At 67.7% G+C, this 21,952-nt stretch carries 19 protein-coding genes and 1 tRNA gene; 7 read left to right on the forward strand and 13 right to left on the reverse strand.

Going from position 1 to position 21,952, the window contains the following annotated elements; translation table 11 throughout:
* Positions 1-205: 205 nt before the first annotated feature.
* Complete coding sequence (locus A5706_RS30545; RefSeq protein ID WP_068139959.1) at positions 206-1,519, reverse strand: NtaA/DmoA family FMN-dependent monooxygenase; 1,314 nt, start codon at positions 1,517-1,519, stop codon at positions 206-208.
* Between the two features lie 377 nt (positions 1,520-1,896).
* Complete coding sequence (locus A5706_RS30550) at positions 1,897-3,192, reverse strand: cytochrome P450 (RefSeq protein WP_082964750.1); 1,296 nt, start codon at positions 3,190-3,192, stop codon at positions 1,897-1,899.
* A 271-nt stretch (positions 3,193-3,463) separates the two neighbouring features.
* Here A5706_RS30550 and A5706_RS30555 point away from each other — a divergent pair, with 271 nt between their 5' ends.
* The gene (locus A5706_RS30555) at positions 3,464-4,729 is read left to right on the forward strand and encodes an AarF/ABC1/UbiB kinase family protein (protein ID WP_197518036.1); all 1,266 of its coding nucleotides are present in this window, start codon (positions 3,464-3,466) and stop codon (positions 4,727-4,729) included.
* 304 nt (positions 4,730-5,033) lie between these two features.
* On the opposite strand, the gene A5706_RS30560 is transcribed toward A5706_RS30555, so the two are convergent.
* Positions 5,034-5,438, reverse strand: coding sequence for a DUF732 domain-containing protein (locus A5706_RS30560; RefSeq protein WP_369831982.1), 405 nt, complete (start codon positions 5,436-5,438; stop codon positions 5,034-5,036).
* A gap of 151 nt (positions 5,439-5,589) precedes the next feature.
* A tRNA-Ile gene (locus tag A5706_RS30565) sits at positions 5,590-5,663 on the reverse strand.
* Between the two features lie 826 nt (positions 5,664-6,489).
* On the opposite strand from A5706_RS30565, the gene A5706_RS33360 reads away from it, so the two are divergent.
* Positions 6,490-6,699: a hypothetical protein gene (locus A5706_RS33360; protein WP_156767423.1), complete on the forward strand. Its 210-nt coding sequence runs from the start codon at positions 6,490-6,492 to the stop codon at positions 6,697-6,699.
* A 60-nt stretch (positions 6,700-6,759) separates the two neighbouring features.
* Here A5706_RS33360 and A5706_RS30570 read toward each other — a convergent pair whose 3' ends face one another.
* From A5706_RS30570 to A5706_RS30580, 3 genes are read right to left on the reverse strand one after another with little or no spacing between them, the layout of a single operon-like run.
* On the reverse strand, positions 6,760-7,587 hold the full coding sequence (locus A5706_RS30570) for a carboxymuconolactone decarboxylase family protein (RefSeq protein WP_068139966.1): 828 nt from the start codon (positions 7,585-7,587) through the stop codon (positions 6,760-6,762).
* Positions 7,588-7,597: 10 nt separating this feature from the next.
* A complete protein-coding gene (locus tag A5706_RS30575; RefSeq protein WP_068139971.1) occupies positions 7,598-8,971 on the reverse strand; it encodes a TldD/PmbA family protein in 1,374 nt (457 codons plus the stop codon).
* The gene (locus A5706_RS30580; protein ID WP_068139973.1) at positions 8,968-10,485 is read right to left on the reverse strand and encodes a TldD/PmbA family protein; all 1,518 of its coding nucleotides are present in this window, start codon (positions 10,483-10,485) and stop codon (positions 8,968-8,970) included. Before A5706_RS30580 ends, A5706_RS30575 begins: the two co-directional genes overlap by 4 nt.
* Positions 10,486-10,559: 74 nt before the next feature.
* Here A5706_RS30580 and A5706_RS30585 point away from each other — a divergent pair, with 74 nt between their 5' ends.
* The 4 genes from A5706_RS30585 to A5706_RS30600 all read left to right on the forward strand — a co-directional run bounded on the left by A5706_RS30585 (position 10,560) and on the right by A5706_RS30600 (position 14,621).
* Complete coding sequence (locus A5706_RS30585; RefSeq protein WP_156767425.1) at positions 10,560-11,429, forward strand: carbohydrate ABC transporter permease; 870 nt, start codon at positions 10,560-10,562, stop codon at positions 11,427-11,429.
* Positions 11,416-12,240: a carbohydrate ABC transporter permease gene (locus A5706_RS30590; RefSeq protein WP_068139977.1), complete on the forward strand. Its 825-nt coding sequence runs from the start codon at positions 11,416-11,418 to the stop codon at positions 12,238-12,240. Before A5706_RS30585 ends, A5706_RS30590 begins: the two co-directional genes overlap by 14 nt.
* Positions 12,237-13,577: a sugar ABC transporter substrate-binding protein gene (locus A5706_RS30595; RefSeq protein WP_068139980.1), complete on the forward strand. Its 1,341-nt coding sequence runs from the start codon at positions 12,237-12,239 to the stop codon at positions 13,575-13,577. The genes A5706_RS30590 and A5706_RS30595 overlap by 4 nt, the downstream gene beginning before the upstream one ends.
* Positions 13,578-13,655: 78 nt before the next feature.
* On the forward strand, positions 13,656-14,621 hold the full coding sequence (locus A5706_RS30600; protein ID WP_068139982.1) for an SPFH domain-containing protein: 966 nt from the start codon (positions 13,656-13,658) through the stop codon (positions 14,619-14,621).
* A 99-nt stretch (positions 14,622-14,720) separates the two neighbouring features.
* Here the strand turns inward: A5706_RS30600 and A5706_RS30605 are convergent, their stop codons facing one another.
* From A5706_RS30605 to ddaH, 4 genes are read right to left on the reverse strand one after another with little or no spacing between them, the layout of a single operon-like run.
* Positions 14,721-15,599: a universal stress protein gene (locus A5706_RS30605; protein ID WP_068139985.1), complete on the reverse strand. Its 879-nt coding sequence runs from the start codon at positions 15,597-15,599 to the stop codon at positions 14,721-14,723.
* Positions 15,596-17,029, reverse strand: a complete 1,434-nt coding sequence (locus A5706_RS30610; RefSeq protein WP_068139988.1) for an amino acid permease — start codon at positions 17,027-17,029, stop codon at positions 15,596-15,598. The genes A5706_RS30605 and A5706_RS30610 overlap by 4 nt, the downstream gene beginning before the upstream one ends.
* A gap of 29 nt (positions 17,030-17,058) precedes the next feature.
* On the reverse strand, positions 17,059-18,294 hold the full coding sequence (gene rocD / locus A5706_RS30615; protein ID WP_068139990.1) for an ornithine--oxo-acid transaminase: 1,236 nt from the start codon (positions 18,292-18,294) through the stop codon (positions 17,059-17,061).
* On the reverse strand, positions 18,291-19,133 hold the full coding sequence (ddaH, locus tag A5706_RS30620) for a dimethylargininase (RefSeq protein WP_068139993.1): 843 nt from the start codon (positions 19,131-19,133) through the stop codon (positions 18,291-18,293). The genes rocD and ddaH overlap by 4 nt, the downstream gene beginning before the upstream one ends.
* Positions 19,134-19,244: 111 nt before the next feature.
* On the opposite strand from ddaH, the gene A5706_RS30625 reads away from it, so the two are divergent.
* On the forward strand, positions 19,245-19,691 hold the full coding sequence (locus tag A5706_RS30625; RefSeq protein ID WP_067156435.1) for an Lrp/AsnC family transcriptional regulator: 447 nt from the start codon (positions 19,245-19,247) through the stop codon (positions 19,689-19,691).
* Here A5706_RS30625 and A5706_RS30630 read toward each other — a convergent pair.
* Both A5706_RS30630 and A5706_RS30635 read right to left on the reverse strand, forming a co-directional pair.
* Complete coding sequence (locus tag A5706_RS30630) at positions 19,688-21,505, reverse strand: sulfatase-like hydrolase/transferase (protein WP_068139996.1); 1,818 nt, start codon at positions 21,503-21,505, stop codon at positions 19,688-19,690. The genes A5706_RS30625 and A5706_RS30630 overlap by 4 nt on opposite strands.
* On the reverse strand, positions 21,498-21,950 hold the full coding sequence (locus A5706_RS30635; RefSeq protein ID WP_068139999.1) for an SRPBCC family protein: 453 nt from the start codon (positions 21,948-21,950) through the stop codon (positions 21,498-21,500). Before A5706_RS30635 ends, A5706_RS30630 begins: the two co-directional genes overlap by 8 nt.
* Positions 21,951-21,952 lie beyond the last annotated feature (2 nt).

A 21,952-nucleotide genomic window follows, 5' to 3' on the forward strand; every position in this document is an offset into this window, starting at 1 on the left:
GGGATCCCGCCAGCGATCCCGACTTCACTGCGGCAACTCGGCTATCACACGTCAACGGCTACGCGCCGCCGTGCGAAAACTTGGATACCGCAACTTCGCGAGAGCCCAGCCGGTGTGTTGTCGGCTGGTGTTCGTGGCAATTAAGAGATGCGGTTCGCGTGTTCGCACTGGCCGCCGCGACAGCCCGGAGTCATCCACGAAGACGCTATTTCACCGGCCGTTCAAGCCCAAGGTGATCGCGCAGTGTGGGCCCGGCGTACTCGGTGCGGAATCGGCCGCGGCGCTGCAGGATGGGAACGACATGATCGACGAACGTCGTAAGTTCGTGCGGCAATGTCGATCCCATGATGGTGAACCCGTCGACTGCGCCTGCGTCCTGCCACGCGGTCACATGGTTGGCCAGCTGCTCCGGCGTGCCGATGAAATGCGTCTGTCCCGCCAGTCCGCCAGTCACCTGCTTGGCGATCTCCCTCAACGAGGCCTCCGGCCGCGCGCGCGAGGCTGCAAAGAGCTGCTCGGCGCGGCTTGACGGCGCCGACCGCTCGGCCCAGAGTTCGGCGGGCAGCGGAGCATCGGGATCGAAGCCGTCCGGGTCAAGTCCCGCTGTGTAAAGAGTGTTCTGCCAACGAAACTCGGGGTTCTCCAGGTCTTCGAGGCGCTGTGCGCGTGCTCGAGCCTCGGCTTCGGTGCCGCCGAGTGTGATCATCAATGCGGGCAGCACCAGCACCTGATCGGGCTTTCGGCCTAGGGCCGCGGCCTGTTCGTGAAGGTTGGCTCGGAAAGCGACCGCCGCCTCAAGTGAGGGCGGTCCGGAGAAGACCACTTCGGCGTATCGCGCGGCAAGCCCGACACCTGCGGCAGATTGCCCCGCTTGAACGAGTACCGGATGCCCCTGCGGGCTGCGCGGAAATGGCTGGATGCCCTCGACGTCGTAGTACTTGCCGTGAAAGCGCGGCGCATGCAACTTGGCGCGGTCTGCCCACACGCCGCGGTCGCGGTCGCCGATGACCGCGTCGTCCTCCCAGCTGTCCCAGACGTGGGTGACGGCGTCGACGAACTCGTGGGCCTGCGCGTAGCGGTCGGCGTGCTCGGGATGGAATCGCTCGCCGAACGCGGCGGCGGCCAGCGGAGTGACGGTGGTGACGATGTTCCAGCCGGCGCGGCCCCCGCTCAGGTGATCGAGCGTCGCGAAGCGGCGAGCCAGCTCCCACGGCTTGCTGTAGGTCGTCGAGCCGGTCCCGATCAGCCCGATGTGATCGGTGACTGCTGCCTGCGCCGAGAGTACCGCTATCGGGTCGAACTGCGTCTGAGGCAGGTACGTGGCGCGATATTCGGCGATGGCGATGTTGTCGGCCAAGAAGATCGAGTCCATCAGACCGCGTTCCGCGATGCGCGCGATGTCCGTGTAATAGGACAGGCCCAGGACATTGCGAATATCGCCGTCGACGACACGCCACGCGGCCTCGTGATAGCCGTTCGGCCAGATGAAAGCGTTGAAGTGCAGAGACGGCGAGCTCACAGGTTCGACTCCTTCGTGCGGGTGAATGTTTCGGAGGGAGGCGCCGTGGCGATATCAGTTCGTCAAGGCATGGACACAGCCCTAGGCATTCTGGTGAGGCAACACGGCCGGAGGTTGAAATAGTCCTTCGCCGACAACGCACGCCGATCTCCTCAACCCGGACTTGCTCGCGTTCATCGCCTCCTAACCAGGCAGGGTGGCGTGGGCAAGTACGTACAGGACGACGACCTGTTGTCCCTGAATCGAATTCGCCGCGCGGTCGCAAACTCGCGGCTGTGATGGCCATGGCGAGCCAGGGAGTGCCGGTGCCGGTCGCGACGGAGCTGTGAGCACAGCGAAGTGGGGTTCTAGACTCGCGATCGCGAGCGGCATCGCGCCTAAGCGGCCACGTCCAGGCTCGTGAGCCCGCGCAGCACCGGACTCTCCCGGTACACCGGCCTGTCCTCCACGAGCGAGAGCCCCGGAAACCGCTGCGTCAGCGCGTCGAACGCGAGCCGCGCCTCGAGCCGCGCGAGCGGCGCCCCGAGGCAGAAGTGCGTGCCGAACCCGAACGCGAGGTGCGGGTTTGGGTCGCGCGCGAGGTCGAGCTGGTCGGGGTCCTCGAACCGGTCCGGGTCGTGGTTCGCCGCGCCGATGCTCACGAGAACGAGCGAACCCTCCGGGATGACATGGTCATCGATCGCGACGTCTTCAAGCGCGACGCGCACCGTCGCCTGCACAGGCCCGTCGTAGCGGAGCAGCTCTTCGATCGCGGTCGGGAGCAGCGCGGGCTCGTTGCAGAGTCGCTGCCACTGATCGGGCTCGCGCAACAGGGCGAGCGTGCCGTTGCCGATCAGGTTGGTCGTTGTCTCGTGGCCGGCGAGCAGCAGCAGGTTGCCGGTCGCGAGCAGCTCGGCGTCGGTGAGAGCGTCGCGCTCTTCCTGGGCCGCGATCATCGCGCTGATCAGGTCCTCGCGCGGGGCGCGGCGGCGGGCAGCGATGATGTCGGCGAGGTAGTCGAAGATCTGGCGCGCCGCCTCGGCGCCGGTCGCGCGCCCCTCCGCGCCCGGCGACGCGAAGCCGTTGATCATCGCGCTGGACCACTGGCGGAACTGACGGTGGTCCTCCGCCGGGACGCCGAGCAGCTCAGCGATCACAATCGCCGGGAGCGGCTCGGCGAGGTCGTGGATCAGGTCGAAGGTGCCCTTGGCCTGTGCTTCGTCGGCCAGCTCGCCGACGATCGCCTCGATGTGGCCGCGCAGCGCTTCGATGCGCTTGGGCGTGAAGGCCTTGTTGACGAGCTTGCGGACGCGCGTGTGGTCGGGCGCGTCCATGGTCAGCATCGAGCGCATGCCGGTCGCGTTCTGGCGCAGAAACTCCGGCATGCGGTCGAGGTTGTCGCGCATGAGCGGCGCGCGCAGCCGTTCGACCGAAAAGCGCGCGTCGCGCAACGCCGAATGGACGTCGCGGTAGCGCGTGAGCATCCACGCGCCGGGTCCGGCGTAGTTCGGGACCGGCACCTCGAGCACGGGCCGCACCGTGCGGATCACGGAGTAGATCGGGTAGGGGTTTTCGAGTGAGCCGGCGCTGCGCAGCGGCAGGAACAGGTCGAAGTCAGCGGAGCCGTTAGGAGAAGGAAGAGGTGACGACCGGTCGCGAGAGGGCGCCGAGCGCTGCCAGACACGAGACGTCATGGCGGGGTCCTCTGGGCGAGCACAGTGTTGAGAATGACCGACTGACCGGCCACAATAACACCGTGCCCACGATCGCCTCAAGCACGCGCGTCGCGTTCCACGAGGCCCGCCAGTCCCCCCTGGCCGCGCGTCGCCCGGATGCTCTGGACCTCTCGCGAGGCAGGGATCGCGAAGGGCACCCCCTATCTCGACTTCGATAGCAAAGGCGCGCTGCAGCTTCGTGATCCGACACTTTCGAGTCGTCCGAGTCCTGCGCGTGTCACTCGCGGTCGTGCGCGTCCTACCCCGGTACCTGCTGCTCCTGGCGCGCGATCGCACCGCGCTGTGGCCTACGAACGACGCCGATTGGCAGCGCGCGCACCGCGCGGCAGCCCGCGAGATCAAGCGCGTCGCGCTCTCGCTGGCCGGCGCCTTCACGAAGGCCGCCCAGATCCAGGGCGCACGGGCCGACTTCTTACCGGCGCCCTTCATCGAGGAGCTGAGCCAGTTCCACGACGCGGTGCCGCCGCGCCCCTTCGAGACGCTGCGGCCGCTCGTCGAGCGCGACCTCGGCCGCCCGGTCGAAGAGGTCTTCGCGACGATCGACCCCGGGGCCCTCGCCGCCGCTTCGTTGGCTCAGGTGCACCGCGCGACGCTGCGCGACGGCAGCCAGGTCGTCCTGAAGATCCGCTATCCCGAGATCCCGAGGATCATTCCGCTCGACCTCGGCATGCTGCGCCGCGTCGTCGGGATCGTCATGCTCGTGCAGCGGCGCATCGACCTGCGAGCGCTCGTCACCGAGACGACGCGCTTCGTCGAGTTCGAACTCGACTTCCGGCGCGAGGCACGCTCGACCGAGCGGCTCGCGAAGAACCTCGCTGACGTCCCCTTCGTGGTCGTCCCCCGCGTCCACCCGGAACTGTGCGGCGACAACGTGATAGTGCTCGAGTACCTGCAAGGCATCCAGGTCGCGCGCACGAAAGAGCTTGTCGCGGCGGGCCACAAGCTAGCGGAGGTCGCGCGCAAGATCGGCGCGCTGTACGGCACGATGATCTTCGAGCAGGGTTTCTTCCACGGCGACCCGCACCCTGGGAACCTGCTGATCCTGCCCGACGGCCGGATCGGCCTGCTCGACTTCGGCTTGGCCAAGGAGCTGCCACCAGGATTCGCGCGGCTCGTCGCGACGATGATGGTGTCTTCGATGATCGGTGACTCGCGATCCGCGTTCGCCGCGGCCCAGCAGCTCGGCTTCGACGTCGCCTCGATGAAACCCGACAACCTGCGCACGCTGATGCTGATGACGATCGGCGACAGCGACACCGAGGCCGGCTTCTTCGAGATCCTGGGCGAAACGAGCCTGCGCAAGATCCCGGAGGACTTCGCGCTCGTCGGGCGCACACTGATCCTGCTGAACGGGCTCTCGCACCGGCTCGCGCCCGGGCGCCGGCTAATACAGGCCGAGCTGCTGAAGCACCTCGCCGCAGGCGCGGCCCGCACGGACAGCGACGGGCCGGTCCCATCGGCCAGCGCGGATAATTCGGCCCGCAAGCCCGCGTAGTCCAGAGGTTTGGCGGGCCTATCCGCGGCCACGACGTTCACGGCTGCTGGTCGGGTAATGAAATGCCTGGGTGGGCAACTGAAGTTCGAGAGCGTATCCACCGGTGAGCATGGCGGTTGCGCTCGCGGTCACGACGCTGGTGGCTTGTGTGCCGCAGACCGATACCACTGCCGCAACCCTTGCGGGTGCGGTGCTGCTCGATGAAGCGGCGCTCGGCCGCATCCTTAGTACGGTTCCGCGTAAAGCACACGCAACAGTGCCACCACACTCCATGCCGAGAATGCCCGAGCAGAGACTCTCGCGCTCAGCACCAACTTGCCCCACTGCCTGGAGCGACCCAGCACGTCGCGTTGGGGCAATAGGTCGAGTGTGCGAGGTGCACCATGGCCTCGACTTGTCCGTAGTGAATGCCCCTGCCGTCCAAGTTCGAGTGGATGTCCTCGGCAACTTGGTCGCGCGTCCAACCCGACCCGAGATCGTCGCAGATTAGCTGCGCCATCCCGATGAGAGCCGCCTCGTGGCCCGGCGGCCAAGTGAAGCCGAGGCCCTGCAGTTGAGTGAGGTACCCGTCATTGACGGGATCGGCAGTCGCAATCGCAGAGCCAGTAACCAGGGCAGCGCCAGCCATAATGGAAACGGTGAGTGTGGCCAGCCAGCGACGTGAAAGCATTTGACGCGCCTTCTTTCTTGGCGTTAACGGTGCCGTCATTGTGGCTCTTCGAGTTAAGCCGGGCAACCGGCATGAAATCTCGGTTACGGCCCGCTGTCACAGCGCCGATTTGGGGCCGTCGAGGCCCAACGCCGCGTGTCCATTTCAGGCCCTCTAGCTGCAAAAACAGCTTGTGGGGCTTGTGGGGCTGTGGGGCGGGCGGGGCTCGAACCCGCGACCAACGGATTATGAGTCCGCGGCTCTAACCAACTGAGCTACCGCCCCCAATCGAGTTGAGGTGCGAGCATCACCCTAGCGCTCCTCCTCGCTGCCCAGCGGCAGTGTGTGCCTCACGCGGCAGCAGGGCGCTGAGGTCGTCGCCGACGGGCCGCTAGCGGGACCCGCCAATTGTTGCGAAGTGTTTCGGCGCGCTCACATCGGGGCGGTTGGCGAGGTGAGCCGCGGCGTGTTTGCACGCGAAAAGCTATGCGTACGGGCCGGCCGCGCGGCAGCAAAGGCGCCTAGCACGACTGCCAATCGCGACCGTGGGCGCCGCCTGATGATCGGTGCCGAACACTGGGCGCCCCTCCTGGGCGGAAACGACCCCTGATTTAAGTCCAAACACCTTGTGTTTCAGCGGCTCTGGTTGTTTGAATTGCGGATGAGGCGGCCTGTTCGCGACCGGAAACAATTTACCAGTCGAGTTGTAAGAACGGCTCAATGGCGCAGTTTTTGTGGCGCTAACGCGAACTTAACGCGCTGTCGCAGTCGCAAACTCCTGACGATGCTGCGGCGCCTTCGCGCAGGTCACAGGCGGTCATACTTCGCGCAGGCTTGCATGGGCGGCGGGTGATCCCTGAATCCGCCTCGAAGACAGGATCCCTTGCTGCTTCGATTGCAGCCCAACGACTTACGCTCAAACGTCGCGCCTAAACCTACCGTCCAGCAAGCCAATAGCATTCACGCGACGGCCAACCGATTGAAACAAAAGAGTATTTTTCATTTACTTTCCCGTTACCTTGTTGGCGCGCTTGGCGGCGATTCCCAGGTGCACACTCCGACTTAATGCGCGCATTACCAACAGTCAAAGAAGTCTGAGAGGAAATAGCGAATGAGTAGAACTACAGCCGACTGTCCTCGACGCCTTGGCGCGCGAGCCGCCTTCGCGGCGCTCGCCATCGCGGCCATGGCTGCGGCACCGGTGGTGGCGATCGCTGAGGCAACGCACCCCGCCAAGGCCACGGTCAGCGCCGAGCCCAACGACGTCGACTACTACTACAACGTTGGCGACGCCGGTGCCGGCGGCGGAGGCGGCGGCTAGACCGCAGCGCCACCCACCGAGGTGCCATGCACGCCGCGGCACCTCGGTCGCATGTCCCCGTCAGGCGAATACCGTCTGCCCGTCCGCGTCGAGCAGATAAAGCTCGGTCCCCTGGTCGACCCGCGGGGCGTCGGCGCCCAGCGACACGGCGACTTTATTGCTGGCATTGCGCATGACGTCGAAAGTGAGCTCGACGGCCTCGGCCTCGGAAAACCCGGAGCGCACCTCGGCGGCAACGTCGACGACGAGGTGCGCAGGCGTCCAAATTAACCCATCGGTATAGCGCAGCGCTGCTTTAGCGCGCGGGGTCAACACCGGCGAGTCCTCGTAGCGTTCGATGTCGCCGTACAGCGACTCGGATCCCCCGGCGTCCAGCGCGGTGGTCTCGCGCAGTGATTTGCACAGCCGGCAGTTGTGCTGCGCGGCGCCCCGCAGCCGGACCAGCTCGGAGGTGACCGGGTCCAGCGCGCGCATCCGGGCCACGGCGGGCAGGAACTCGTTGAACACCAGATCCGACGGCTCGGTGGCGCGGTCCCACGCAATCGGCCCGTTCACCCAACCCAGCTGTTCCGTGCCGACGCCCAACGCCTCCAGCCCGGCACGCACCCGCGGAACGAAGTCGGCGATGTACATCTGCACGACGGCATCAAACGTGCGGTCACCCAACTGTTTCCACAATCGCGACCGCTGCTCGCCGGTGATCGCCGAGACGTCGGCGCTGAACTGCTCGGCGAACTCGGCGACCGCGACTTCGGCCTCCGACTCCGGCCCCTCAACCTCGACCGCGGCGGGCAACGGCGGCAACCCCAACGTCTGCGCGCAAACCCGCCGTACCAGACCCGTGATGCGCCCATCGCCCGGGCACAGGGCCACCAACCGCGTCAGCATTTCTCACACGCTACTGCGCTTGGCTCACCGAAGACATATAGAAATCCGGTATCCGCAGCGACGGCATGGCCGCCCGGGTGGCCCAGTCGCCCCATTCCCGCGGCAGCGTCTTTTCGCTCACCCCCGCCTCGCTGGCCCGCCGCAGCAGGTCCAGCGGGCTCTCGTTGAACCTGAAGTTGTTGACCGCCGCGGTCACCTCGCCGTCCTCGATCAGGTAGACCCCGTCGCGGGTGAGCCCGGTAAGCAGCAGCGTGGTCGGATCGACCTCCCGGATGTACCACAGGGTGGTCAACAGCAGGCCGCGCTCGGTGGCCGCGATCATGTCGGCTTGCTCCGCCGACCCGCCGGTCATCACCAAATTGTCGGCGGCGACCGCGACCGTGGCGTCGAATTTCTCGGCCGTGGCCCGCGGGTAGGCCAGCGCGTTGATGACGCCGTTGCGGATCCAGTCCACCTGGGCGATCTCCATGCCGTTGTCGAACACCGACATCGTCTCCGAGGAGGCGCTCACCGCGACGAACGGGGTGCACGCCAGCCCCGGTGCCATCGGGTCGGAGAATAGCGTGAGCGGCAGATCGGTGAGCCGCTCCCCCACGCGCGTGCCTCCGCCGGGCGCGGACAACGCCGTGCGTCCCTCCTGCGCGCCGCGGCCGGCCATCGACCAGGCCAGGTAGATCATCATGTCGGCCACGGTCGACGGCGGCATGATCGTTTCGTAACGTCCAGCGGGCAGTGCGACGCTGCGCTTGGCCCAGTCGAGCCTCGTCGAGAGTTGCTTGAGCAGCGAATCGGTCGGCACGTCAACGAAATCCGCGGTGCCAATACCCGCCCAGGCGCTGGCGTCGCCGCGTTTGGCATTGATCTCCAGCGCGCCGGTGGGCTGGGTGTAGCGCCGGCGCAGGCCGGTCGACGATGCGAGGAATGTTGTCGAAACACTGTGGTGCGCAAAACCATACAACCGATCGGCGCCGAGGAAGCCCCGGCTCAGCGAGTCGGCGACGTCGGAGAACACCATGGGGCCGGTGCCCGGCACCGGTGCGTCCCAATCGGCGGGCACCCCGCTATCGGCGAGCAACGGCGCGGCATCACCGGCCTCCGGCGCCGAGCGGGCCGCCTCCTGGGACGCCGCGACCAGCCCCGGAATCACCCGCGGATCCACCTCGGCGGAGACCACCGTGCCGATGTGTGCGCTATCACCCTGCCGCACAATGGAAATCACCGCGATGCTGCGGTTGACCGAAACCCCGTTGGTGGTCATGGAATTGCCCGCCCAGCGCAGCGTGGCCTCGACCCTGTCGGTGACCAGCACCATGGTCTCGCTGGCGCCGCCGAGCTTGGCCGCCTCGTCCAAGACAAGGTTGACGACGTGCTGCGGCGTGATCATCGGGCGCCCTCGCTGACCGTGTTGAGCACGTTCACCCCGCGGAACAGCGCCGACGGACAGCCGTGGCTGACCGGGGCGACCTGCCCAGGCTGCGCCTTGCCGCAGTTGAACGCGCCACCCATCCGCCAGGTCGACGCACCACCCACGGCTTCCAGCGAATTCCAGAAATCGGTGGTGGTCGCCTGGTAAGCGACGTCGCGCAACTGCCCGTCCAGGCGCCCGTCGCGGATGCGGAAGAACCGCTGGCCGGTGAACTGAAAGTTGTAGCGCTGCATGTCGATTGACCACGACTTATCGCCGACGATGTAGATGCCATCCTCGACGCGGCCGATCAGATCGGCGGTGCTGATGTCCTCGGCAGCTGGCTGCAGTGACACGTTGGCCATCCGCTGAATGGGCACGTGATGCGGCGAGTCGGCATACGAGCACCCGTTGGACCGCGGCTGCCCCAGCCGCGGGGCGAACACCCGGTCAAGCTGGTAGCCGACGAAGATCCCGTCGCGCACCAGGTCCCAGCTTTGCGCGGCCACTCCCTCGTCGTCGTAGCCGATGCTGGCCAGCCCGTGTTCGACGGTGCGGTCGGCGGTCACGTTCATCACCGGCGAGCCGTAGCGCATGGTGCCGAGCTTGTCGGGTGTGGCGAACGACGTCCCGGCGTAGGCGGCCTCGTAGCCGATCGCGCGGTCGTATTCGGTTGCGTGGCCGATGGATTCGTGAATGGTCAGCCACAGGTTCGTCGGATCGATCACCAAATCCGTTGGCCCCGCGGTGACGCTGGGCGCCTTGACCTTCTCGGCTAGCAGCGCCGGCAGCTGCGCCAGTTCGTCGGTCCAGTTCCACACATCGTCGCCGGCCAGCGCTTCCCAGCCGCGCCCCATCGGCGGGGCCAGCGTGCGCATCGAGTCGAAGCTGCCGGCGGCGGCGTCGACGGTCACCGCCTCCAGCGACGGCAGCACACGCACCCGCTGCTGGGTGATCGACGACCCGAAGGTGTCGGCGTAGAACGTCTGCTCCTTGACGGCGGTCAGGCCCGCCGACACGTGGTCGATGCCGTCGGCGCCCAGCAGGCGCCCGGAGTACTCCTCCAGCACGGCGATCTTGTCCGGACCGGGTATCTCGAACGGGTCGATCCGGTAGTTGGACACCCAGGTGGCATCGGTGTACACGGGCTCCTCGGCGAGCTCGACGCGCTCCTTGTTCAGCATCGCCAGCGTGGTGGCCACGTGCACGGCGCGGCGCGCGGTCTCGGCCGCGACGGCGGGCGCCAGCTCCGCGTGCGAGGCGAATCCCCAGGTGCCGTCGACGATCACCCGCACCGCCAGGCCCACCTCGCGGCTGACGACCGCGGTCTCCAGCTCGCCGTCACGCAGCTGGATGATCTCGCTGCTCAGGCGGTGAAGCCGCAGGTCGGCGTAGCTGGCCCCGGCCGCTTTGGCCGCCGACAGCGCGGCTTCGGCGAGCTCGTGGCGCGGCAGGTCCAGGAAGTCGGGATCGATCCCCCGGTTCGAAGTCACCGCACCACCGTAACGACCGCTCGCCCCGAACGACGGCAGCGCCCGCTTTAATTACCTGCATGGCCAGCGCCGTGCTGAGGAAACAGCCTCGATCCACGGCGCTGGGCTACGCCCTGCTGGCCCCAAGCCTGTTCGGTGTCCTCGCCTTTCTGCTGTTACCCATCCTGGTGGTGATCTGGCTCAGCCTCTACCGGTGGGACCTACTGGGCCCGCTGCGCTATGTGGGCTTGGCCAACTGGCGGTCGGTGCTGACCGACTCCGGCTTCGCCAACTCGCTGATCGTCACCGCCGTCTTCGTCGCGATCGTGGTTCCCGCGCAGACCATCCTCGGGCTGCTGGCCGCCTCCATGCTCGCCCGCCAACTCCCCGGGACCGGGCTATTTCGCACGGTCTACGTGCTGCCCTGGATCTGCGCGCCGCTGGCGATCGCGGTGCTGTGGCGCTGGATCCTGGCCCCCACCGACGGCGCCGTCAGCGCCGTACTGGGCCACAGCATCGGGTGGCTCTCCGACCCCAGCTTCGCGCTGCCGCTGGTGTCGGCCGTCGTGGTGTGGACCAACGTCGGGTACGTCTCGCTGTCGTTCCTCGCGGGACTGTTGGCCATCCCCGACGACATCCACGCCGCCGCGCGCACCGACGGCGCCAACGCGTGGCAGCGGTTCTGGCGCATCACCCTGCCCATGCTGCGCCCGACGACATTTTTCGTCCTGGTGACCGGGATCGTCAGCACCGCACAGGTTTTCGACATGGTGTACGCCCTGACCGGCGGCGGCCCGGGCAACAGCACCGACCTGGTGGCGCACCGCATCTACGCCGAGGCGTTCGGGGCGGCGGCGATCGGGCGGGCGTCGGTGATGGCGGTGGTGCTGTTCGTCATCCTGATCGGGGTCACCGTCGTCCAGCACCTCTACTTCCGTCGACGGATCAGCTATGACCTCGTCTAGCCGCCTCCTCAACGTCGCCATCTACGCCGGCCTGACGGTGGGCGCGCTGATCACGTTGGCGCCGTTCGCACTTGGGTTGCTGACCTCCTTCACCTCGGCGCACCAGTTCGCCACCGGCACGCCGCTGCAACTGCCGCGGCCACCCACGCTGGCCAACTACTCCGACCTGGGCGGCGCCGGGTTCGGCCGGGCGGCGGCGGTGACCGCGCTCATGACGGCGGTGATCCTGGTGGGCCAGCTGACGTTTTCGGTGCTGGCCGGATACGCGTTCGCGCGCTTGCATTTCCCCGGGCGCGACGCGTTGTTCTGGGTCTACATCGCCACGCTGATGGTGCCGGCAACGGTCACTGTGGTGCCGATGTATCTGATGATGGCGCAGCTGGGCCTGCGCAACACGTTCTGGGCGCTGGTGCTGCCGTTCATGTTCGGTTCGCCATACGCGATTTTTCTGCTGCGCGAGCACTTTCGAATCATCCCGAACGACTTGATCAACGCCGCGCGCCTCGACGGGGCCAACACTCTGGACGTGATCGTGCACGTGGTGATCCCCGCCAGCCGCCCGGTGCTGGCCGCGTTGACGTTGATCACGGTGGTCTCGCAGTGGAACAACTTCATGTGGCCGCTGGTGATCACGAGCGGGCACAAATGGCGGGTGCTCACCGTGGCGACGGCAGATCTGCAGTCGCGGTTCAACTCCCAGTGGACGTTGGTGATGGCGGCGACGACGCTCGCGATCGTGCCGCTGATCACGCTGTTCGTCGGCTTCCAGCGCCACATCGTCGCGTCGATCGTCGTCTCGGGGCTCAAATGACCAGGCCCCGCTCATCGACGCTGGTCGCCGGGGCGCTCGCGCTGGTGGCGGCGCTGCTGGCCGCAATGGCCGTGCTGTTGGACTATTCCGCCGAACCCCACGGCGGCAAGATCGTCATCAAGGTGCGGGTGTGGGCCGACCAGATCGCCGCGGCGTATCAGCAGTCGTTCGCGGAATTCAACCGCACGCATCGCGATATCGAGGTCCGCACCAACATCGTTGCGTATTCGACGTACTTCAACACGCTGCGCACCGATGTCGCGGGCGGCAGCGCCGACGACATCTTCTGGGTGTCCAACGCGTACCTCGCCGCCTACGCCGACGACGGCCGGTTGCTCGACGTCGGCGAGATGCTGGGCCCGGATGCCACGGCCGACTGGGATCCGGCGGTGGTGGAGCAGTTCACCCGCCGCGGCGTGCTGTGGGGTGTGCCGCAGCTGACCGACGGCGGGATCGCGCTGTACTACAACGCGGACCTGCTCGCGGCGGCCGGAGTCGATCCCGCCCAACTCAACGACTTGCGGTGGAACCCAACCGGCGACGGCGACACGTTGCGCCCCCTGCTGTCCCGGCTGACGCTCGACGCCGACGGAAACGCCGCTGGCACAGCATATTTCGATGCCGGGCGGGTCCGCCAGTGGGGATACAACGCGGCCAACGACCCCCAGGGCATCTACCTGAATTACATCGGGTCGGCGGGCGGGGTGTTCCAACGCGGCGACGAGTTCGCCTTCGACAACCCCGCGGCGGTGTCCGCCTTCCGGTATCTGGTCGGCCTCATCAACGACGACCACGTCGCGCCGCCGGCCGCCGACACCAACGACAACGGCGACTTCTCCCGCAATCAGTTCCTGGCCGGCAGGATGGCGCTCTTCCAGTCCGGCACCTACAACCTGAAACCGGTCGCCCGCGATGCGCGCTTCCGCTGGGGTGTGGCCATGATGCCGGCGGGCCCAGCCGGCCGCGTGAGCGTCACCAACGGCATTGCTGCGGCGGGCAATTCGGCGACCAAGCACCCGGATGCGGTGCGCCAGGTGCTGGCCTGGATGGGCAGCCGGGAGGGCAACGCCTACCTGGGCCGCGACGGTGCGGCCATCCCCGCGGTGCTGTCGGCTCAGCCGGTCTACTTCGACCACTGGGCCGCCGAAGGCATCGACGTCAGGCCATTCTTCTCCGTGCTGAAGGGTCCCCGCATTCCCGCACCGGGCGGCGCCGGCTTCGCCGCGGGGTACACCGCCCTGCAGAGCTATTTCGACGAAATGTTCTTGGGTCGAGGCGATGTCGCCGCCACCCTGCGGAAGGCTCAGGCGGCGGCCAACGCCGCCGCGCAGCGCTAGCCGCCAGTCCCGTGAAAGCGTTCACAGGCCCGTCGACGGGCGGTACGCTGACGCGACCTGCAACAAGGAGAGGATGTCATGCCCGGGTGGTGGATTATTGCGATCCTGTTTTTCCTGGTGGCGGCCATGGCTTTCGTCGCGAGCCTGTTACTCGGCACCGGGACGAGGTCGACCTGGTGGGGCATCACCGCGGCGGCTGCGTTGTTTGGCGTGGTGTTCACCCTCATCAGCGCCTATGACCGGGTGGACACGCGAAACGTCGGCATCATCACCGAGTTCGGCAAGCCGGTAGGTGTGCACGGCGCCGGGATCGTGTGGCATGCGCCGTGGCGCAAGGTGAGTGAGCTGTCGGAGGCGATCCAGTTGCAGGCGTTCGAGTCGAACAGCTTCGACGACGCCAGTCAGGGCAGGGGCGCCAACAACAACCCGGCAGCGATCAATGTGCGGCTGGCCAACAACTCCAATGCCTACGTCGACGAGAACCTGAACTGGCGGCTGCGCGAGGGTGCGGCCCCGAAGCTGTTCCAGGATTACGGCGGCGCCAACGTATTCCAGACGATCAAGGAGCAGTTGGTTGACCGGCAGGCGCAGGTGGCGTTGTCGAAGGTGTTCGCCACGTTCAACCCGCAGGTCATGTTGGCGGCCGCGGCGAACGCACCAGGCTCGTCGGCGCAGATGACCGCGCCGGCCCAGGGTGCGGACTTGCCGGCGATGGCCGCACAGGTCAAGAAGGATCTGCAGGACGCGGTGGGCAGCGAGATCGAGATCCTCGACGTGCGCATCCCGCGGATCTTCTACGACCAGCCGACCCAGCAGCGCATCGACGCCTACAACCAGAAAGTTCAGGAAACGATCAACGCCCAGCAGGACGTCAAGACCGCGGAGCAGAACCGGTTGGCCGCCGAGCAGCGCGCCAACCAGCCCCCGCCGGATCTGCGGATCGCGATCTTCAACTGCCTCAACGATCAGGTGAAGAACGGCCGCGACCCGGCCGGGTGCTGGGGCCAGATCGGCGGCCAGCCGCTGGTCCAGGTGCCGCGCTAGCGTCCGTGAGCCGAGTCTCCGTCGAGATCGGCGCTGGCGTGAAGAAGTGGGAACTGGCGCTAGCGTCGATCTCGGCGTGTGGAACGCGCAGGACGGCCGCTAACCGGGCAGCACCAGCACCGGCACCGGGCTCTCGCGGATGATCTTGGCGCTGCGGGAACCGAGGAACACCCGGCGGATGTCGTCGCGCGGTCGCGTTCCTAGCGCCAGGATGTCGCCGTCGTGCCAGTCCGCATTGCCCAGCGCCTCGTGCCAGTCGTGGCCGGTAACCACCTGCAGCGCAACGTCTTCGCCGACTACCCCGTCGCTCTTCAGGCTTGCCAGGATCTCGCGCGCCTGCGCTGCCCACGCCTCGAGGATCTCGTCCTCGACGCCCAATCCCACCTCGGGCGGATACATCGTCTTGCCGCGTACGGCGAAAGTCATCACCCGCAGCGGCACCCCGAATCGCTGCGCAGTCTCGGCACAGCGCCGCACCACCTCGACCGCTTCGGGGGTGGCGGCGTAGGCGCAGGTGATCCGCGTCAATCCGCCTGTGTGCGCGCGATATCCGCGGGGGCTGATGGCCACCGGCACCGGTGACGCGTGCAGCAGCCAGTCGGCGGTGGTACCTATGACGACCAGGCCCGGTCCCCCGCTGGGCAGCGACCCCAGCACGACGACTTCGCCCCCGACCTCCTCGACCACCTCGATCAGTCCCGCCGACACCGAGCGGTGTGCGCGATGCAGGAAGGTGACGTCGATCCCGTCGCACAGATCGTGCAGGAACCGCGCGGCCTCCTCCGCTGAGTCCGTCGCCAAATGCTCGGCCCACTGCTCGTATTCGGCGTCGACGCGGGCCAGTGACGGTGCCAGCCACGGCTTGGGCACGATGGTCGCCACGGTGAGCGACGTCCCGAGCGTCCGCGCGGCGCGGACGGCCAGGTGCAGCCCCGACAGGCCGACTTCGCCCGCCCGGTATCCGGCGACCACGGTCACGGCGTTTCCTCCTCGTTGAGCGCACTGTGGTGGCGGCCCCAGACGAAGTAGAAGATCAGCGCCACCGCGATCCATCCGGAGAACGCGATCCAGGTGTACCAGTGCAGGCTGACCAGGATGTAGCCGCAGGCCAGCACCGAAAGTGCCGGCGTGACAGGGTAACCCGGCACCTTGAATGCCCGCGGCAGGTCGGGTTGGCGCACGCGCAGGATGATCACGCCGACGGAGACGACGATGAACGCTGTCAGGGTGCCGATGGACACCATGTCGGTCAGCTTGTCGAGCGGCACGAATGCGGCAAGGCACCCCGCGGCCACCGCGACGATCACCGTGTTGGTCACCGGGGTCATGGTGCGCGCATTCACCGTGGCGAACCGCGACGGCAGCAGCCCGTCGCGACCCATGGCGAACAGGATGCGCGTCATGCCGTACATCGTCACCAATGTGACCGAGAAGATCGAGATTACGGCGCCAGCGGCCAGAATCGTGCTGGCCCAACGGCCGTGGGTGACGTTGTCGAGGATCGTGGCCAGCCCCGCCTCTTGCTGGGCGGCGAAGTCGCGCCACGACTGGGTGCCGAGCGCGGCCAGCGCGACGAGGACGTACACGGTGGTGACGGTCGCCAGCGCCGCGAGGATGGCGCGCGGCATGGTCTTCTGCGGATCCTTCACCTCGTCACCGGCCGTCGAGACCGCGTCGAGGCCGATGTACGAGAAGAAGATGGTGCCGGCCGCCGAGCCGATGCCGGCGACGCCGAACGGGGCGAAGTCCTTGAGCCGGCCGAGGTCGAAGGCCGTGAACGCCAGGACCACGAACATGATCAGCACGCCGAGCTTGGTGAGCACCATGACGGTGTTGACCTTGGCCGACTCGCTGGCACCACGGACCAGCAGCAGCGCGCACATCACGATCAGGATGATCGCCGGCAGGTTCACTACGCCCGGTTCCGAGTCCCAGGGCGCCGCCGACAGCGCGTGCGGCAGTTGGAATCCGAACACGTTATGCAGCAGCTTGTTCAGGTATCCGCTCCAGGTGACCGAGACGGCGGCCGTGGACACCCCGTACTCCAGCAGCAGGCACGCCGCGACGCCCATCGCGACGGCCTCGCCCAGCGTGGTGTACGCGTAGGAATAGGCCGACCCCGAAACCGGCACCGCGGCGGCCAATTCGGCGTAGCACAGGGCCGCGAGCCCGGCCGCGATGCCCGCGATGAGAAACGAGACGATCACGCCGGGGCCGGCCTCGGGCACCGCCTGGGACATGACGAAGAAGATGCCGGTGCCGATCGTGGAGCCGACCCCGAACATGGTGAGCTGGAACGTGCCGATGCTGCGCTGGAGGTGATCCGCGGCCCCGCGGGCGGCGTGGGCGCCGACGACGGGACGGCGCCGCAGCATTTGGTCGGTCAGGCTGATCGAGCTGGATGGCACGTGCGCCCCCTGTTGCGTGGATCAGCTGATTATGCGCGAGCCTCCCGCAACGCCGCAGCGAACTGGTCAATCGCCCAGTCGATCTCCTGGCGGGTGATCACCAGCGGCGGCGCGAACCGCAGCGTCGAACCGTGGGTGTCCTTCACCAGGACGCCGCGCCGGGCCAGCCGCAGGCTCATTTCCTTGCCGGTGCCCAGCGTGGGTTCGATGTCGACGCCGGCCCACAGCCCGAGGCCGCGTACCGCGATCACGCCGTCACCGATCAGCCCCCGCAACCGGCGGTGCAGGTGCGCGCCCAATTGGGCCGACCGGGCCTGGAATTCGCCGCGCGCCAGCATCGAGACGACCGTGGTGCCGATCGCCGCGGCGAGGGGGTTGCCGCCGAAGGTCGAGCCGTGTTCGCCGGGGCGCAGCACGCCGAGGATCTCGCGGTCGGCGACGACCGCGGACAGGGGCACCACGCCGCCGCCGAGCGCCTTGCCGAGCAGGTAGACGTCCGGCACGACGCCCCACCGGTCAGAGGCGAACGTGTAGCCGGTGCGGGCCAGCCCCGACTGTATCTCGTCGGCGATCATCAGCACGTTGTGCTCGCTGCACAGCGCGCGGACGGTGGGCAGGTAGTCGTCGGGCGGGACGACGATGCCCGCCTCGCCCTGGATGGGTTCCAGCAGCACCGCCACGGTGTCGTCGTCGATCGCCCGGGCCAGCGCCGCGGCGTCGCCGAACGGTACCGAACGGAATCCCGGGGTGAAGGGCCCGAACCCGTCGCGCGCCGTCGGGTCGGACGAGAAGCTGACGATGCTGATCGTGCGGCCGTGGAAGTTGTTGTCCGCCACGATGATATTGGCCCGTCCCGCAGCGACGCCCTTGACTTCGGCGCCCCATTTGCGAGCGACCTTCAGGCCGCTCTCCACGGCTTCGGCGCCCGAATTCATCGGCAGCACCATGTCCTTGCCGCAGAGTCCGGCGAGCGCGGCGCAGAACGGCCCGAGCGTGTCGGAATGAAACGCGCGGCTCACCAACGTGACGGTGTCCAGTTGCGCGTGCGCGGTCTCGGTGATCTCGGGGTGGCGGTGACCGAAGTTGACCGCCGAATAGGCGGCCAGGAAATCCAGGTAGCGACGGCCTTCGACATCGGTGATCCACGCACCCTGGGCGCTTGCCGCGACGACGGGCAGCGGCGAATAGTTGTGCGCCGCATACCTTTCGACCAGCCCGACCGCCGCGTCGGTGCCGTGCGCGGTCCGGGCGTCGAGGATCGTCATGGGAATACCTCCAATGTGCAGCACTTGACGGAGCCGCCGCCCTTGAGCAATTCGGACAAATCCACGCCGACCGGCTCGAAGCCGGCCTCCCGCAGTTGTGTGGCGAAACCGGTTGCCGCCGAGGGCAGCACGACGTTCCGGCCGTCGGAGACGACGTTGAGCCCGAGCACGTAGGCGTCGGCGCTTCCCACGACGATCGCGTCGGGAAACAGCGCGCGCAGCTGATCTTGCGCCGCCGCGCTGAACGCCGGTGGATAGAACGCGATCGTGTCGTCATCGAGGACGGCCAGCGCGGTGTCGAGATGGTAGAAGCGCGGGTCCACCAGCTCCAGCGAGGCGACCGGAACATCGAGCGCCGCGGCGATTTCCGGGTGTGCGCGCCGGTCGGTGCGAAACCCATAGCCCGCCAACACCATATCGCCGACCATCAGCAGGTCGCCCTGTCCCTCGTTGACGTGGCGGGTGGCCACCGGCCGATAACCCAGCGACGACATCCATTCGGAATAGGCGCGGGACTCCCCGGCGCGCTCGGCGAACCGAAACTTGGCGACGACGGCGATGTCGCGGGCGATCAACCCGCCGTTGGCGGCGTAGACCATGTCCGGGAGACCGGGCACGGGTTCGATCACGTCCACGTGGTGACCCAGCCGCAGGTAGGTCTGGCGCAGGGCGTCCCACTGCGCCCGGGCGAGGTGGGCATCGACGGGCGTGCTGACGTCCATCCAGGGGTTGATCGCGTATTCAACCGCGAAGAAGTCGGGTCGGGTCATCGCGTAGCGGCGGGTCCGGGACTCGCGCCATGTCGTGGACGAGGGTGCGGCGAGGTACGAATCCGTCATAAATCAACGGTATTTGCGGCGGCTCAAACAAGCAAACGACGTTTCTTGCGTGTCTATAATCGATTTATTGCGCGACAGCTCCGAGCACGGCGATTTGTTAAGGGGTGACAGATGGACCGCCTGGACGAGACGGACGAGCGGATCCTCGCCGAGCTGACCAGAAATGCGCGGGCCACCTTCGCGGAGATCGGCCAGACGGTGAATCTTTCGGCGCCGGCGGTCAAGCGCCGTGTCGACCGGATGCTCGACGACGGGGCGATCAGGGGCTTCACGACGGTCGTCGACCCCAACGCGCTCGGCTGGAAGACGGAGGCCTACGTGCAGGTGTTCTGCCACGGCACGATCGAACCCGATCGGCTACGGGCGGCGTGGGTGGACATGCCCGAGGTGGTCAGCGCGGCGACGGTCACCGGAACGTCTGACGCGATCCTGCACGTGCTGGCCCGCGACATGCGGCACCTGGAGGCGGCGCTGGAGCGCATCCGCTCGAGCGCGGACATCGAGCGCAGCGAAAGCATCGTCGTGCTGTCCAACCTCATCGACCGGATGCGGACTTAACGATGTGCGCCGCGCACCCACCCAACCAGACGCCTCAGCTTCGACGGTGACGGCGTCGGTGGCCGCCGGGATACATAGGGCCACGGGCGGTTTCGCTCCGGCACGGAGGCGGCCCGGACATGCTTGAGCTGCGTGCGCAGGTGCTGGCGCAGGTCATGCAGGTCGGGATCCGTCCAGCGGTTGTCGGCTTCGATCGGGTCGGCGGTCAGGTCGTACAGCTCCCACTGGTCGTCCACTGGCGATGTCCGGTACGCCTCGCCGCCGAGGCCGTTGGCCGCGAGGTGGCGCACCCCGGGTTCGGTCCAGGTGGCCGGGTCGTCGAAGGTGCGGACCAGCTTCCACAGGTGCCCACCGCCCTCGGTCGCCGTCGCGTCGTCGACGCGCACCACGAGTCCCTCGAAATTGGACGCGGTGTGGGCGGGCACCCGAATCCGCAGCGGCGCAGGCGGATTGACGGTCCGCTTCAGGCGGCGCGCGAGCCCTGAGGCGCCGCTGTCGCCCTCGAGCATGTTGTCGCGGGTCATCAGGTAGACGGCCCGCGCGTTATCGGCGGGCGCCCCGTCGACGATCGGCATGAGGTCGCGGCCGGGCAGCTCGTGGACTTCCGAGAACGACTCGGCGAGAGCGGAAGCGGCGGCGGCCACGTCGATGCCGGCGGCCGAAAGCAGCGTCGGCACAAGGTCGACGTGCGACGTCGGCGCGGTCACCAGGCGTGGCCCGGTCGGCCGCTCGCCGATGCGGGCGATCACGAACGGAACGCGGGTCGCCTCGTCGTACAGGTTGAACCATTTCTGGTGCAGCCCACCGTGGGCGCCCAGCAGGTCGCCGTGGTCGGCGGTGCGCACCAGCACCGCGTTGGCTGAACCACCCTCGGTGACCGCCCGCCTCACGCGGTCGATGGGCCCGTCCACCTCGGCGTGCAGGCGGTAATAGAGGTCGCGGTAGCGCTGGGCGTTGCGCTCGTAGGTTCGGCTGATCGCCGGTGCCGGGCCGTAGCCGGAGTAATACGCCTCGCGGAAGGCGATTTGGGCGGCCGGCTTGGTCGACAGGTCCTCGTCGGCGGTGGGCGCCGCGGCCACCGGCGGCGGGTCCAGCGGTGACGGCTTGACCGGACCCCGGCGCGCCCAGGTGGGGAACAGCACGATGTCGTGGGGGTTGACGAAGCTGGCGACCAACAGGAACGGGCGCAGGGCGTCAGGGTCGCCGGCGCGGCGGCGGGCGTAGCGGTCGGTCAGCCAGGCGACGACGCGGTCGGCGATCAGCGGGTCCCGGCGAACGCCCGCGTTGGCCAACAGCGCGCCGTGCGGTTCGGGGCCCACCCATCCCGAAAAGCCAAACGGGCCAAGCGAATCGGCGTCCAGGTAGCGCTGGACGGCCGCGCCATCGACGACGCCGTCGTCGTCGTTGGTCAGCAATGAACACCCGGTCGAGGGATCGACGAGGTCGGCGTGCGAGATGTGCCACTTGCCGTCGTAGTGCGTGTCGTAACCCGCCGCCCGAAACCAGTTGCCCAGGGTGGGCACCTCGCCCTGGCGGAGCCAGCGCATGCGGGAATCGTCGGCCGTCTTGCCGATGCCGTCGGTCTGGGTGACCCCGTGCAGGTCGGGGTAATGGCCGGTGAAAATCGTCGGGCGGCTGGGCACGCAGGCCAGCGAGCCGGTGTAGTGCCGGCCAAAACTGACGCCGTGATCGTCAAACCACTTGCGCCCGCGCAACGTCCGGTCGCGCCACGCCAACACCTCGCGCGCCTCGTACGGGGGGACGGCGCGCTCCTCGTCGGTCATGATGATGATGACATCGGGGCGATCAGACACGGGCGTTCTCCAATCGATTCGCGAGCCCGGCCAGCATCACGTCGGACTGTCGCGCGAGAAACCGACACAGGACACCTTCGGCGAGTTTCTGGACGGGGCCAGCGCCGATTTCGACCGTGCTCGTCAGCGTCACGACGGTCGAGCCCGACGGGGCCGGATCGAGCGTCCAGCGGTTTTTCATCCTGCGCACGCGGCTGGGCAGGCCCTCGACGTCGTAGGCCAGGGCGCGCGGCGGGTCGAACTCGGTGATGCGTTCGACGAGGGCATCGCGTTTGACCTGGACTCGCCGGGCGGTGCCGACGGCCGCCCCGTCGGCTCCGGAGAACAGGATGCACGAGTGGTCGACATTGCCGGACCACGAACTGATCGCGCCGAAGTCGGCAAGCACGTCCCAGATCTGTTGGGGGCGCGCCGCGATGCTGCGACTGCGGCGAACGTCGGCCATGC

It is taken from the genome of Mycobacterium sp. E796 (assembly GCF_001672815.1).
GTDB lineage: Bacteria > Actinomycetota > Actinomycetes > Mycobacteriales > Mycobacteriaceae > Mycobacterium.